Origin of the sequence: Kitasatospora putterlickiae (assembly GCF_039527695.1) — a bacterium.
GTDB classification, from domain to species: domain Bacteria; phylum Actinomycetota; class Actinomycetes; order Streptomycetales; family Streptomycetaceae; genus Kitasatospora; species Kitasatospora putterlickiae.
Genome location: NZ_BAAAKJ010000198.1, coordinates 25,271 through 38,402, shown reverse-complemented (window position 1 = coordinate 38,402; position 13,132 = coordinate 25,271). Strand labels below are relative to the sequence as shown.

At 72.6% G+C, this 13,132-nt stretch carries 12 protein-coding genes and 1 tRNA gene; 3 read left to right on the top strand and 10 right to left on the bottom strand.

Translation table 11 applies throughout. The features are described 5' to 3' along the window. From hpnE to ABD308_RS19905, 9 genes are all read right to left on the bottom strand, one after another. Positions 1-1,349, bottom strand: a 1,349-nt coding sequence (gene hpnE / locus ABD308_RS19945; RefSeq protein ID WP_344337151.1) for a hydroxysqualene dehydroxylase HpnE, incomplete at its 3' end; no start/stop codon positions are given. Between the two features lie 166 nt (positions 1,350-1,515). Further along, positions 1,516-2,373 (bottom strand): presqualene diphosphate synthase HpnD, encoded by an 858-nt coding sequence (gene hpnD / locus ABD308_RS19940; protein ID WP_344337192.1) that lies wholly within the window; start codon positions 2,371-2,373, stop codon positions 1,516-1,518. A 41-nt stretch (positions 2,374-2,414) separates the two neighbouring features. Continuing rightward, positions 2,415-3,413, bottom strand: coding sequence for a squalene synthase HpnC (gene hpnC / locus ABD308_RS19935; RefSeq protein WP_344337150.1), 999 nt, complete (start codon positions 3,411-3,413; stop codon positions 2,415-2,417). A gap of 274 nt (positions 3,414-3,687) precedes the next feature. Continuing rightward, complete coding sequence (locus ABD308_RS19930) at positions 3,688-4,491, bottom strand: ABC transporter ATP-binding protein (protein WP_425554807.1); 804 nt, start codon at positions 4,489-4,491, stop codon at positions 3,688-3,690. 34 nt (positions 4,492-4,525) lie between these two features. Next, a complete protein-coding gene (locus ABD308_RS19925) occupies positions 4,526-5,461 on the bottom strand; it encodes an ABC transporter permease (protein ID WP_344337148.1) in 936 nt (311 codons plus the stop codon). 152 nt (positions 5,462-5,613) lie between these two features. Further along, on the bottom strand, positions 5,614-6,459 hold the full coding sequence (locus tag ABD308_RS19920) for a glycosyltransferase family 2 protein (protein WP_344337190.1): 846 nt from the start codon (positions 6,457-6,459) through the stop codon (positions 5,614-5,616). Between the two features lie 107 nt (positions 6,460-6,566). Beyond that, positions 6,567-7,304, bottom strand: a complete 738-nt coding sequence (locus ABD308_RS19915; RefSeq protein ID WP_344337188.1) for a CDP-alcohol phosphatidyltransferase family protein — start codon at positions 7,302-7,304, stop codon at positions 6,567-6,569. 91 nt (positions 7,305-7,395) lie between these two features. After that, a complete protein-coding gene (locus ABD308_RS19910; protein WP_344337147.1) occupies positions 7,396-8,469 on the bottom strand; it encodes an iron-containing alcohol dehydrogenase family protein in 1,074 nt (357 codons plus the stop codon). Further along, a complete protein-coding gene (locus tag ABD308_RS19905; RefSeq protein WP_344337145.1) occupies positions 8,457-9,212 on the bottom strand; it encodes a phosphocholine cytidylyltransferase family protein in 756 nt (251 codons plus the stop codon). Before ABD308_RS19905 ends, ABD308_RS19910 begins: the two co-directional genes overlap by 13 nt. 361 nt (positions 9,213-9,573) lie before the next feature. Between ABD308_RS19905 and idi the strand changes: the two genes are divergently transcribed. Continuing rightward, positions 9,574-10,269 carry an isopentenyl-diphosphate Delta-isomerase gene (gene idi / locus ABD308_RS19900; protein ID WP_344337144.1) on the top strand — a complete coding sequence of 232 codons (696 nt, stop codon included), beginning with the start codon at positions 9,574-9,576 and terminating at the stop codon, positions 10,267-10,269. A 25-nt stretch (positions 10,270-10,294) separates the two neighbouring features. Here the strand turns inward: idi and ABD308_RS19895 are convergent, their stop codons facing one another. Next, positions 10,295-10,813, bottom strand: a complete 519-nt coding sequence (locus tag ABD308_RS19895) for an ATP-binding protein (RefSeq protein WP_344337143.1) — start codon at positions 10,811-10,813, stop codon at positions 10,295-10,297. Positions 10,814-11,104: 291 nt separating this feature from the next. Between ABD308_RS19895 and ABD308_RS19890 the strand changes: the two genes are divergently transcribed. Both ABD308_RS19890 and ABD308_RS19885 read left to right on the top strand, forming a co-directional pair. Continuing rightward, positions 11,105-11,192 (top strand) — tRNA-Leu (locus ABD308_RS19890). A 246-nt stretch (positions 11,193-11,438) separates the two neighbouring features. Beyond that, the gene (locus tag ABD308_RS19885; RefSeq protein ID WP_344337142.1) at positions 11,439-13,091 is read left to right on the top strand and encodes an APC family permease; all 1,653 of its coding nucleotides are present in this window, start codon (positions 11,439-11,441) and stop codon (positions 13,089-13,091) included. The last annotated feature ends 41 nt before the right edge of the window (positions 13,092-13,132 follow it).

Here is a 13,132-nt window from a genome sequence, read left to right as displayed (position 1 = left end):
CGCACGGCCCCTTCCATGGTGGCGGGCCAGCCGGTGGCCGTCCACGCGCCGGGCGGCAGCAGGCCGGGGACGGCGGTGCGCGGGCCGGGGCGCAGCACCGCGGTGCCCGGGGCCGGGTCGAAGGTGGCGGTGCGCTCCCTGGTGACGAAGAAGTCCAGCACCTCGGCCCCGCCCGCGGCGGGCAGCAGCCGGGCCAGCTCCGGCAGGTAGCGGCGGCGCAGCTCGGCGACCGGCAGGTCGATCTCGTCCTGCACGGCGGACTGCGACAGCGCCAGGTACTGGGCGCCCGGGTGGGCCGCGCCGAGCGCGGTGCCGGCCAGGCCGGAGTGCGCGGTGCGGTCGAAGACCCACTGGACGGGCGAGCCGAGCGCCGCGAAGAACGGCCGCCGCAGCACCTCGCGGTCGTAGATCACGTGCACGTTGAGGATCGGCGCGGTGCCGAAGCCGGCGAGCCGGTCCTGGCCCGCGATGGCGTCCGGCGGCAGCAGGGCCGCCGCGCTGTCCTGGGCGCCGGCCAGCACCACGGTGTCGGCCGCGAGCGGCTCGTCGACGCCCTCCAGCCGGACGGCGTGCTGCGGGTCGGCGGGCTTGAGCTCGCTCACCCGGGCGCGCAGCAGCACCTTCACGCCGGCGCGCTCCAGCTCGGCGAGCGCCCGGTCGTGGTGGATCGCGCCGAGCGGCACGGTGGCCGCGCCGATGTCGGAGGCGCCCGGGTCGGAGAGCAGCCCGGTCTTGAACACCATGGCGGCGAGCGCCAGCGACACCTGGTCGGCCCTGGCGTTCAGGGTGGCCACGCCGACCAGGTCCCACAGCGCGGCGAGGGTGCGCGCGTTCTGGCCCTGGTCGCGCAGCCAGTCGCCGAAGGAGACCGCGTCCAGCGCCGGATCGGCGAGGTCGAGGCGGCGCAGCGCCAGGGCGCCGCGGACCACCCGGGCCCGGTCGGCCGGGCCCAGGTGCGGGTAGCGGGCCAGGCTGCCGGCCAGGTGCAGCGGCACCGGCAGCGCGGCGCGCCCCAGCCGCCCGAGGGTGCGCACCGGTGCGCCGGGGGGGCCGGAGACGCCCAGCACGGGCACCTCCAGGCGGTCCTGGAGGTGCACCAGCCCGTTGGCGCCGAGCCTCTCCAGCAGGCCCCGGTAGGCGGTGCAGCAGCGCAGGTAGACGTGCTGGCCGTTGTCGACGGTCAGCTCGCCCCGTTGGAAGGAGAAGGCCAGGCCGCCCAGCCGGGGGCGGCCCTCGGCGAGGGTGACCCGGTGGCCGGCCTCGGCCAGCCGCAGTGCGGCGGTGACGCCCGCGAGGCCGCCGCCGACCACGACGGCGGCCGGGCGTGCGGCGTCGGCTCGCCCGGTCATCGGCTCTCCCCCTCGCGTCCCGCGCCCGGTCCGGTCATGGCCGGAGCGCCCGTGGTCAATGCGGTCGGACCCGGGACCAGTGCGGTCGGATCCGGCACAGCCGTCAACAGGGCTCTACCCAAAAGTGATTCCCCGCTGACACAGCGTGACAGAACTGTGGCAAGAATCAAGAACGCCCCCCGGCGAGCCCGGAAAGCGCCACGTACGCCTTCTCCCAGCCCGGCAGCGACACCCGGCCGCGCAGCACCGACTCGGGGTCGGCGGCGATCCGGCCGAGCAGCCGGTGGTAGATGCCCGCCATCGCGGCGGTGCAGGCCCGGCTGCGGCGGTCGAGCATCGGCAGCAGCCGCAGGCCCTCCTCGAAGGCCGCCTGGGCGCGGGCCGCCTCGAAGGAGATCAGCCCGGTGAAGTCGGCGCCGACCGGCGGGCGGGACTGCGCGAAGCCCTCCTGGCAGCCGAACCGGACGAGGTCCTCGGCCGGCAGGTAGGTACGGCCGTTCAGGGCGTCCTCGCGCAGGTCGCGCAGGATGTTGGTGAGCTGGAGCGCCAGGCCCAGGGTGTCCGCGTACCGGGCCCCGCGCTCGGGGTCCTGGCAGCCGTAGACGCCGAGGGACAGCCGCCCGATCGCCCCGGCCACGCACCGGCAGTAGACCTTCAGCTCCTCGTACGTCTGGTACTCGGCGCCCTTGAGGTCCATCTCGACCCCGTCGATCAGCTCGTCGAAGCCGCCGAGCGGGATCGGGAACCGCCGGGCCGCGTCCGCCAGCGCGACCTTGATCGGATCGGTGTCGTCCTCCGCGACGGAGCCGGACCGGATCTCGTCCAGCAGCTCGCGGGTTCGCAGCAGGGCCTCGGCCTTGCGGTCGTCCGGGAGGTCGCCGTCGCCGATGTCGTCCACCCGGCGGGCGAGCGCGTACAGGGCCGACATGGCCAGCCGCTTCGGCTCCGGCAGCAGCCTGATGCCGTAGCTGAAGTTGCGGGCCTGCAGCCCGGTCACTGCCTCGCAGTACCGGTACGCCGCCATGACGGGCGCGGACGCCAGTGGTGATGCCGCCACTCGGGCGTTCACCTTCCCTTCGCGAAGATGGCCGCCGCCTTCGCTGCGAGGCGGCGCTTGTCCGGCTTCGCCTGCTGGGCGAGCACGTCGTACCCGGCGTCCTCGATGGCCGCCAGGGCCGCGTAGCCACCTGCGGTGAATCCCGCCAGGAGCAGTCGAAGCCTCCCCCGAACCGTACCTACCAATGGCGCGCCCCGGTCGAGCAGGGTGCGGGCACGGTCCGTCTGGAAGGCGATCAGCCGGCGGACCGCGGGGCCGGCGCTCGGCGCGGCGAGGTCCTCCTCGGTGACGCCGAACCGCTCCAGGTCCTCGGCGGGCAGGTAGATCCGGCCCCGGGCGAGGTCCTCCGCGACGTCCTGGAGGTGCTCGACGATCTGCAGGGCGGTGCAGACCGCGTCGGACATCGCTATCCGCTCGGGGGTGGCGACGCCGGCGATGGCGAGCACCAGGCGGCCGACCGGGTCGGCGGAGAGCGTGCAGTACTCGACCAGGTCCTCGTAGCGGGCGTAGCGGGCGGTGGTCTGGTCGACCCGGTTGGCCTGGATCAGCCGGCGGAACGGCTCCGGGGTGAGGCCGTGCCGGTCGACCAGCGGGACCAGCGGGCGCAGCAGCGGGTGGCGGGGGGCCCCGGCGGCCGTGGACGGGGCGAGGGCGGTCTCGAAGACGCGGTCGAGGTCGCGCTCCAGGCCGTCCAGCAGGGCGAGCCGGAAGGCGGTCTCCTCGGGGCCGGGCCGGTGCGGTCCCCCGGGGACGGCGCCGGGCGCCGGGGGCGGGGCGGGCGCGCCGAGCAGCGCGGCGGTGCCGGCCGGGTCGGCGAGGTCGCCGTCACCGGCGTCGTCGACCAGCCGGGCGAAGCCGTAGACCGCCATCAGGTCGTCGCGCCACGCGGCGGGCAGGAAGAACGGGGCGACCGGGAAGTTCTCCGCGTCCGCCTTGGCCAGGGTCGCCGCTCCCGCGGCTCCCTCCGGGGACGGCGGTTCACTGTTGGGCTGGGCCGAAGCCGACACTGCTGTCACTCCCCCGTTCTACACCGCTCCGGAGATCGGCCCGAGTCGGACACGCGTCCGATCACGGGAGTCACGTCCGGCACACCACCCCCGCGCTTACAGCCTGACACCAACGGCCGCGCCGGAGAAGAGCGCCTCGCCCGGCGCACGGGGCGCTCACCCGGGCGGCGGCGGGCCACCCGGGGCACGGCGGGGCGGGCCGGGGGCGCGCGAACGACGGCGGGGCCGGTCCCGGACGTCCTCCGGAAACCGGCCCCGCCGTACCCGTCGGGCGCTACGGGCGCTCGCCGCGCTCGTAGCGGCGGACGACCTCCTCGGTCGGCCCGTCCATGACGAGCTCGCCGGCCTCGATCCAGATGGTCCGCTCGCAGGTCTCGCGGATCGACGCGTTGTCGTGGCTGACCAGGAAGACCGTACCGGCCTGCTCGCGCAGCTCCGTGATCCGCTTCTTGCTGCGCTTCTGGAAGGCCTGGTCGCCGGTGGCCAGCGCCTCGTCGATGAGCAGCACGTCGTGGGTCTTGGCCGCCGCGATCGCGAAGCGCAGACGGGCGCCCATCCCGGAGGAGTAGGTGCGCATCGGCAGCGAGATGAAGTCGCCCTTCTCGTTGATGCCCGAGAAGTCGACGATGTCCTGGTAGCGGCGGCGCACGTCGGCCGGCGACATGCCCATGGCGAGGCAGCCGAGGACGACGTTGCGCTCACCGGTCAGCTCGTTCATCAGCGCGGCGTTGACGCCGAGCAGCGAGGGCTGGCCGTTGGTGTAGATGCCGCCCTTCTCGGTCGGCAGCAGGCCGGCGATGGCCGCCAGCATGGTGGACTTGCCGGAGCCGTTGGAGCCGATCAGGCCGATCGCCTCGCCCTTGTACGCGGTGAAGCTGACGCCCTTCACCGCGTGCACCTCGCGCACGCCGGACCCGCGCTTGCGGCTGATGATCCGGCTGAGCGCCGAGGTGGCGCTGCCCTTGCCGGAGCCGGCGCCGTGCACCCGGTAGACGATGTGCACGTCGTCCACGACGACGGTGGGCTCGCGGGCCACGTCCGCGTCGAACACCTTGCGGCGCGGAACGGCGTCCTTCAGGCCCTTGGTCAGGTCGGTCCCTCGCACGTCGGTGTCAGCCACGGCCGTACTCCTCCTCAGCCTTCCAGAAGAAGACGTATCCGATGACCAGCATGCCAACACCCCAGGCGATCCCGTACTTCCACTGGTGCGGCGGGAACTCCAGGAACTGCTGTTGGTGCTTGTTGTAGATGATGGGCGCGAGCGCGTGGCGGACCAGGTCGATGTAGACCGAGGCCGGGTTGAGCTCCATCACCTTCTGCCAGAACTCCGGCCACTCCTTGATCTTGTCGGTGATGCTGTACATGACACCGGACAGAAACAGCCAGGCGCGCATCGCGAACGGGATCAGCTGGGAGATGTCGCTGGTCTTGGCGCCGATCCGGGCGAAGATCAGGGCGACGCCGGTGTTGAACATCGACTGCAGCACCAGCGCGGGGACCACCAGGATCCAGGTCCGGCCGGGCTCGATGCCGTTCAGCAGCACCACGGCGAACAGCACGACCATCGAGATCAGCAGCTGCTGGAGCTGGATCACGGTGAAAGCGATCGGCAGCGAGGCGCGCGGGAAGTGCAGCGCCCGGATCAGCCCGAGGTTGTCCGCGATCGCCCGGGTGCCGGACTGCACGGCGTTCTGGGTGAACTGGAAGATGAAGACGCCGATGCAGAGCCAGGCGACGTAGTACGGGTTGTCGTCCTTGTTGGCCAGGATCTCGCCGAAGACCAGGTAGAACACCGCGCAGTTCAGCAGCGGCGTCACGACCTGCCAGATCTGGCCGAGCTTGGCGTCGGTGTACTGGGCGACCAGGCGCGCCGTGGCGAAGGCCCAGATGAAGTGGCGGCGGGCCCAGAGCTGCTTGCTGTAGGCGAACAGGCCGGGCCGTCTGCCGCTCACCGTCAGGCCGTACTTGTCCGCAAGCTGCTTCGGGGTCAGGCCCGCGTCCGCCCCCCTCGGGGCTGAGAGGCTGACGGGTTCACTCACTGTCGACACATTCGTCCTTCGCGCGGGATCCTCGGCGCCTGGCCGCTCGGCGGGGTCCGCCGGCCTTGCGCCGCTGGGGATCCACTCGGATATCGGGGGGAGTGCGGCCGGTGTGTGGTCACCGGCCATGACGACCGTCCTACCGCACGGTCGTCGAACGATCAGATGACCGGCGGTCGGCCCAGCCTGGTCAGGCGCCACACGGTACGCCATCGCATGGGCCGCCGCGCACCGCAGGGTTCGCGCCAGCCCGCCTTGAACCCGCCCAGCCAGGCCTTGAACGCCTCGGGGGAGGGTCGGCGGGCCAGCGTGAGCAGGAACCAGGTTCCCAGGTATAGAGGCGTCAACAGGGCCGGAAGGTTCCGCCTCGCGAGCCAAACCCTGTTCCGGGCCACGTTGTGGAAGTACGTGGCGTGCCGCGCGGGCGAGGTGGTGGGGTGGTGGAGCACCACGTCGGCCCGGTAGTCGATGGCCCAGCCGGCGTCCAGCGCGCGCCAGGCGAGGTCGGTCTCCTCGTGCGCGTAGAAGAACTCGGCGGGCAGCTGGCCGGCGTTCTCGAACACCGCGCAGCGCACCGCGCTCGCCCCGCCCAGGAAGGTGGTCACCCGGGAGGAGCGCAGCGGGTCGCTGGCGCGCAGCCGGGGCACGTGCCGGCGCTGGGTGGCGCCGGTGTCCGGGTCGGCGATCCGGAAGCTCACGATGCCGAGCTCCGGGTCGGCGGTGAAGGCCTCGCGCAGCAGGCGGGCCGCGTCGGTGCCGGGCAGCCGGCCGTCGTCGTCCAGGAACAGCACCGCGTCGACGTCCCGGCCGTTGGGGCCGAACAGCTCGATGCCGACGTTGCGCCCGCCGGGGATGCCGAGGTTCTCGGGCAGCTCGACGGTGCGCACGCCCTCCGGGAGCGGGGGCATCGGGACGCCCTGGGCGACCACGGCCAGCTCCACGGGCGGGCCCTGCTGGGCGCGGACCGACTCGATCAGCGCGGTCAGCTCGGCCGGGCGGTTGCCCATGGTGATGATCACCGCGCCGAGCCGGAAGGCGTCGGCTCCGGTCGGGCTGCTCTGCACGGTGCTCTCCGTCGTCTCGGTCCCCTGCACGCCGTTCCCCTTCACCCGGCTCACCTGAGCCTGCTCGACAGGACGATGCTCAGCAGGTGCAGCACGGTCTGCAGCATGGCGATCGCGGCCAGCACGACGACGGCGATCCGGGTGAGGAACAGGCCTCCGTGGAGCAGGTCGGCGACGCCCGCGGCCAGGATGAGCAGCGAGGCCTCGACCGCGCCGACCAGCCGGTGGAACTTGAGGAACGAGGCGGCCCGGCGGGCCTTGGCGACGCCGGCCGAGCGCGGCACCGAGGCGCTGTCCTCGACCGCCGTCAGGCCGCTGCGGGCGCGGGCGACGTCGACCAGGTCGGTCTCCGACTTGATCAGGATCGCGCCCAGCGCGGCCAGGGTGCCGAGGAAGGCCCACTCCCAGTGCGCGGCGGCGCCCTCGCGGTGGAACAGGTCGGTGGCGCGCAGGCCGAGGCCGGTCAGCAGGGCCGCCTCGGACACGTAGTGGCCGACCCGGTCCAGGTAGACGCCGGTGAGCGAGGTCTGCCGGCGCCAGCGGGCCACCTCGCCGTCCACGCAGTCCAGCAGCAGGTACAGCTGGATCAGCAGGGCCGCCAGCACGGCGCCCGCGATGCCCGGGACGACCAGCGCGGCGCCGGCCAGGACACCGGTGAGCATCATCAGGTACGTCAGGCCGTTGGGCGTGATCGCCGTCACGGTGGACAGCACCCGGGTGATCCGCAGGGAGATCCGCCGCATGTAGAGCCGGCCGGCCCAGTGCTCGGCGCTGCGGCGCTGGAGCATGCCCTCCGGGTGGATCACCGCGCGCAGTTCCTCGATCGAGGGCCGGCGGGTCAGGTCCACCGGCGGCGGCGCGGCCCCCGCGGCGGGGCGGTCAGCTGTTGACGGCTTGGACATAGTCGGCGTACGCGTCCCTGATTGCGGAGGGGGAGAGGTCGAGGTGCTCAAGGATGGTGAAACGGCCCGGCCGGGTGTTCGGAGCGTAGTGCACCGCCTCGGTGAACTCCGCCTCGGTGAAGCCGATCTGAGCGGCGGTCACCGGCAGCCCGTGGTGCGCCAGGCGCTCCACGATCAGGCCGGTCAGCTCGCGCTCGCCCCGCAGGAAGCTGGCGAAGGCGGCGCCGAGGCCGACCTGTTCGCCGTGCTGGGCGGACCGCTTGGGATACAGCACGTCCAGGGCATGCGAGATCTCGTGGCAGGCGCCCGACGAGGGCCGGGTGCTGCCCGCGATGTTCATCGCGATGCCGGACAGTACCAGTGCCTCCGCGAGGGCCGTCAGGAAGCCCCGGTCCTGGAGGTTCCCCGGGTGGCGCAGCAGGTTCTCGCCGGCCGAGCGGGCCATCGCGACGGCCAGGCCGTCCACCGGTTCGCCGGTCTCGGCGTGCGACAGCTCCCAGTCGGCGCAGGCCGAGATGTTGGAGACGATGTCGCCGATGCCGGCCGCGACGAAGCGCGGCGGGGCGCCCAGGATCACGTCCAGGTCGATCACGATGCCGATCGGGCTGGGCACCCCGTAGGAGCCGCGCCCGCCGACGTTGTCCAGGGTGGAGACGGGCGAGCAGATGCCGTCGTGCGCCAGGTTGGTCGGGACCGAGACCAGCGGCAGGCCGATCCTGGCGGCGGCGTACTTGGCGACGTCGATGATCTTGCCGCCGCCCAGCGCGACGACGGTGTCGTAGTGGCCGCCGCGCACCCCGCCGCGGATCTCGTCCGCCAGCCGGACCGCGCTGTCGAGACTGCCGTCCTCGACGCTGTACCAGTCGGCGCCGGGCAGCGCCGGCTCCAGCCGGGCGCGCAGCACCGAGCCCGAGCCGTTGCTGATCGCCACCGCGATCCGGCCCGAGGCGGACACCCGCTGGTCGGCGAGGATGCCGCCGAGCGCGTCCAGCGCGCCCGGGCGGATCTCCACGAAGACCGGTGACGGCACCAGCCGGGTCAGTACTGGCACGCGATCTCCCGCGCCTTCGCCAGGTCGTCGTGGTTGTCGACCTCGACCCAGGAGACCTCGCCGATCGGCTGGACGTCGATCCGCAGACCGCGGTCGACCATCTCCTGGTAGCCGTCCTCGTAGTACAGCTGCGGGTCGCGCTCGTAGGTGGCGCGCAGCGCGTCGGCGAGGTCGGCGGCGGCGGACGGGTTGATCACGGTGACGCCGATGTACTCGCCGGTGGCCTCGGCCGGGTCCATCAGCTTGGTGATGCGGCGCATGCCGGCGGTCGGGTGGACGACCACCTTCATCTCCTCGTCGGCGAGTCGCTTCACCGTGTCGAGGGCGAGCAGGATGCCGGGCTCGCGGCCCTCGGCGGCCAGCCGGGCGTTGGCCTCCAGCATGGTGCGCTGGACCGAGACCGGGTGGACGGTGTCGCCGTTGGCGAGCAGCAGGCCCTCGGTGAAGAGGTCGCGGGCGCACCAGAGGGAGTAGGCGTTGTTCCACTCCTCGGCCTTGTCGTTCTCGACCAGGGTGAGCCTGACGCCGTACTTGCGCTCCAGGGCGTCCTTGCGCTCCTCCACCGCCTCCTTGCGGTAGCCGACGACGATCGCCGCCTCGCGCAGGCCGACCTCGGCGAAGTTGCCGAGGGTGAGGTCCAGCACGGTCCGCTCCCCGTCGACCGGCACCAGCGCCTTGGGCAGGGTGTCGGTGTACGGGCGCAGCCGGCGGCCGGCGCCGGCTGCCAGAACGAGGCCGATCATGCGGGGTCTCCTGATCCGTCGTGCGGTGCGCGGCCGCGCGCGGCCGCCGGGAGTCTCCGGGTGACCGGCGGTGGCGCGCCGGGCCGCCGAGATGCGGCCGCGGTGTCCTATGTGATGGTAGGCGACCATGACCATCGGCCCGAACGCGGCCGGATGGTCGAACACGGATCGAACACATTCCGAACACCTCTGCTAGCGCGGACCCCTCCCCGGCCGCCCGACGCCCCCGCGCCGACGGGTTGTGCGTGGGACCCCTGCGCGGTGCCACCCGTACGGCAGACTGGGGCGCGACGCCACCGGTGCGAGCCGTGGTCGCCCCCCGTGCTCCCCGAGTGCTCCCGAAGCTGCCGAAAGAGGCCTCATGCCCCAGAGCCTGCCGACCGACCACCCGACCCACCTCGACCCGGAGGCCGGCCCCGGTGCCGGCGCCGGTCCGGGCGCCGGGCTCGACACCGGGCTGGACACCGGCCTCGACGTCGAGGCGGACGTGGACACCGGCGCGTTCTCCTCCGGCCCGTCGGAGGAGATCCTGCTGGAGCTGGTCGACGACGAGGGCGTGACGATCGGCACGGCGGAGAAGCTCTGGGCCCACCAGCAGCCCGGCCGGCTGCACCGGGCGTTCTCGGTCTTCCTCTTCGACCGGCAGGGCCGGATGCTGCTCCAGCGCCGGGCGCTCGGCAAGTACCACTCCCCCGGGGTCTGGTCGAACACCTGCTGCGGCCACCCCTACCCCGACGAGCCGCCGTTCGTGGCCGCCGCCCGGCGGACCGCGGAGGAGCTGGGCGTCGCCCCGGCGCTGCTCTGCGAGGCGGGCACGGTCCGCTACGACCTGCCGGACGAGGCGTCCGGGCTGATCGAGCGCGAGTGGAACCACCTGTTCGTGGGCCTGGTCACCGAGCCGGTGCGGGCGAACCCGGACGAGGTGGACGACCACGCGTTCGTGACCGCCGAGGAACTGCGCGCGCTGGAGGCGGAGCGGCCGTTCTCGGTGTGGTTCCGGACCGTGTTCGAAGCCGCCCTGCCCGGCATCCGCGAGATCGCCGGGAACTCCTGGTAGTCCGGCCCGCCCACCGCGGCGGCGGTCAGCCGCGGTCCCCCCGGGGGAGCGGCAGCGAGGCCCAGATCACCTTGCCGCCCTCCCCCGCCTTCTCCACGTCGCAGACCCCGCCGGCCTGCAGCGTGACGCTCTTCACCAGCAGCAGCCCGCGCCCGCCGGTCCGCCCGGTGTCGGCCACCAGCGCCTTCGGCCGGTACGGGTCGCCGTCCTCGACGGAGACCCGCACCCAGCCGCCCCGCACCGCCAGCTCGGTGGTCACCTCCGGCGACAGTTCGGCGGCGTGCGTCACCGCGTTGCCCACCAGCTCCGAGACGATCAGCAGCAGGTCGTCCACCAGCTCCTGGTAGCGGTTCTCCGCCAGCCCCTGGGCCAGCAGCCGGTCGCGCACCGCGTGCCGGGTGCGCGGCACCGAGGCCTGCTCGGCCGGCACGGTGAACCGCCACACCCCCTCGACCGGGCCGCCCCGTGCCGCCTCTTCCTCGCTGATCCGCTCCACGTCCAGCCGCCCTTCGTCCGCGACCCGGGAATCAGGCGTTCCGCTCATGGCGCCCTCGGTGCACAGAGGCTAGGAGAGCCGCCCCCGGGGCCGGGGCACCGTCGACAAGTTGCCCGTGTCGGACCGCCCCCGCCCGTTCCCGACTGTTCGCCGTCCGCAACTCGACCGTTAACCGCCGTCGAACCACCGCTTCGCGCACACCGGCGACCCGTCCCACGGAACCCCACCATCCCGGCCGTCCCCACCGGGGAAACGCAGGTGAGAAGCACGCGGAAACCCTGGTAATGTTCTCTCTGTCGCCGAGGGGGCGAGCAGGAAATCCCCCGGAGCACACACCCCGTCCGGGTGGCGGAATGGCAGACGCGCTAGCTTGAGGTGCTAGTGCCCTTTATCGGGCGTGGGGGTTCAAGTCCCCCCTCGGACACCATGGATTCCCCGTGGGAACTCGAAAGAGACCCCACGGGGAATTTCTTTTTTCCGGCCTCCTCCGCGTCTTCTTCCCGCCCCGTTCCGGCCACCCTTCCGGGGGTGATGGTTCGAGCACGAGATGACAACGATCGGGTGTTTTGTGTCGCATTTGAGGGTCATCTGAGGTTTCGCCCGTTTTGGCCGCTTAGGCTGTCTCCGTTTGTCCGGAAAACCAGGCGAGACGACGAGACAGAGGACCGATACGGTGAGTGAACCCGAGTCGACGACGGCATCACACCAGCACTACCGCCGCTCGCTCGGCACGATCAGCCTCACCGCCGTGGGCCTGGGGTCGATCATCGGATCGGGCTGGCTGTTCGGGGCCGAGCGGGCCGCGCGGCTGGCCGGGCCGGCGTCAATCGTCGCCTGGGTGATCGGGGCGGCCGTCGCGCTGACCATCGCGCTCACCTACAGCGAGCTGGGGTCGATGTTCCCCAAGGCCGGCGGCATGGTCCGGTACGGGCAGTACTCGCACGGCTCGCTCGCCGGGTACCTGGCGGCCTGGGCCAACTGGATCGCCATCGTCTCGGTCATCCCCGGCGAGGCGACCGCCTCGGTGCAGTACATGAGCTCCTGGGACTTCGACTGGGCCAAGGGGTTGTACGACGGGCGGGAGCTGTCCGTCAGCGGTGTGGCGCTGGCCAGCGTGCTGCTGCTGGTCTACTTCGCGCTGAACTGGTTCGCGATCACGCTGTTCGCCAAGACCAACACCGCGATCACCGTGTTCAAGGTCGTCGTCCCCACGCTCACCGCCGGGGCCCTGCTGTTCGCGCACTTCGACACCAGGCACTTCACCGACCACGGCGGCTTCGCCCCGAACGGCTGGAGCGCGGTGTTCACGGCGGTGGCCGTCTCCGGCATCGTCTGGGCGTTCAACGGCTTCCAGTCCCCGCTCAACCTGGCCGGCGAGGCCCGCGACCCCGGCAAGTCGCTGCCCAAGGCGGTGATCGGCTCGATCCTGATCGCCCTGGTGATCTACGTCGCGCTGCAGATCGCCTTCCTCGGCGCCGTGCCGACCGCCGACCTGGCCAACGGCTGGAGCGGCCTCGGCTACACCTCGCCGCTCGCCGACCTGGCCATCGCCTGGGGCCTGAACTGGCTCGCGCTGCTGCTCTACGCGGACGCCTTCGTCTCCCCCAGCGGCACCGGCATGATCTACGCCGCCACCACCTCCCGGATGATCCACGGCGTCCAGGAGAACGGCCACCTGCCGTCCGTGTTCGGCAAGGTCGACCGCAGGACCGGCATCCCGCGCCCGGCGCTGGTGCTCAACCTGGTCGTCGCCTTCGGCTTCCTCGCGGTCTTCCGCGGCTGGGGCTCGCTGGCCGAGATCGTCTCGGTGGCCACCGTGATCTCGTACATCACCGGCCCGGTCGCCGTGATGGCGCTGCGCCGCCTGGCGCCGGAGCTGCCGCGCCCGGTGCGGCTGCGCGCGATGCCGGTGATCGCCCCGGTCGCCATGGTCTTCGGCTCGCTGGTGCTGTACTGGGCCCGCTGGCCGCTCACCGGCAAGGTCATCCTGCTGATGGCCGCCGGCCTGCCGATCTGGGCCTTCTACGAGCTGCGCAAGCCGTTCGCCGAGCTGAAGCCGCACCTCAAGGCCGGTGCCTGGATGATCGCCTACCTCTTCGTGATGGCCGGCGTCTCCTGGGCGGGCTCCGCCGACTTCGGCGGCCGGGGCTACCTGCCCGAGGGCTGGGACCTGATCGTCGTCGCGGTGATCGCGCTGGCCTTCTACGCCTGGGGCGTGCGCAGCGCCTGGGCCAACCCCAGCCTGGCCGCCGTCAAGCGCGAGCTGCTGGAGACCGACGCCGCGCCGGCGCCCACCCGGGAAAGCGCCGCGGTTCCGCAGGCCTGACCACCGCCGCACATGCGAAAGCGCCGACCGGATGTCCTCCG

Excerpts from the sequence above, each read along its gene's own strand:
- idi (WP_344337144.1), top strand. The coding sequence starts at position 9,574 with ATGCCCCAGAGCCTGCCGACCGACCACCCGACCCACCTCGACCCGGAG.
- ABD308_RS19895 (WP_344337143.1), bottom strand. The coding sequence starts at position 10,813 with ATGAGCGGAACGCCTGATTCCCGGGTCGCGGACGAAGGGCGGCTGGAC.
- ABD308_RS19915 (WP_344337188.1), bottom strand. The coding sequence starts at position 7,304 with ATGCTCCAGCGCCGCAGCGCCGAGCACTGGGCCGGCCGGCTCTACATG.
- ABD308_RS19920 (WP_344337190.1), bottom strand. The coding sequence starts at position 6,459 with ATGGGCAACCGCCCGGCCGAGCTGACCGCGCTGATCGAGTCGGTCCGC.
- ABD308_RS19905 (WP_344337145.1), bottom strand. The coding sequence starts at position 9,212 with ATGATCGGCCTCGTTCTGGCAGCCGGCGCCGGCCGCCGGCTGCGCCCG.
- hpnD (WP_344337192.1), bottom strand. The coding sequence starts at position 2,373 with ATGGCGGCGTACCGGTACTGCGAGGCAGTGACCGGGCTGCAGGCCCGC.